The sequence below is a fragment of the Mesorhizobium sp. M8A.F.Ca.ET.218.01.1.1 genome (assembly GCF_004791165.1).
Classification (GTDB): Bacteria; Pseudomonadota; Alphaproteobacteria; order Rhizobiales; family Rhizobiaceae; genus Mesorhizobium.
The window spans coordinates 1-302 of the sequence record NZ_SRUZ01000170.1; the positions used below are offsets into that span (position 1 = coordinate 1).

Annotated in this window: 1 pseudogene; it reads right to left on the reverse strand. The window is 66.6% G+C overall.

The annotated features are described in order from the left end of the window. A pseudogene (locus tag EN861_RS34875) lies at positions 1 to 302 on the reverse strand (sarcosine oxidase subunit gamma); the annotation flags it as partial.

Here is a 302-nt window from a genome sequence, read left to right on the forward strand (position 1 = left end):
GCACGATCTCGGATTTGCCAAGGATGGTGCGCGAGGCCGCTCCGACCGGGAAGGCCTCGAGCGACAGGTCTTGCGGACAACCTGAATTGACCGTCACGGCGGCCGCTGGTCCGGCGACAGAAATCCCCACATTCCGATGCGAGATGCCGACCGCCGAATGCAGCGCGGTGACCTTGGCGCAGTCGGCGAGCGGGTCATTGCCGGCCTCGTCGATGATCATCCATTCGTCCGGGCCGAGCCACAGCGCCGTGCGTCCATCCTTCGTCGCCGAGCTCTTCGGCTTGACCGGCAGCGTCACGCCG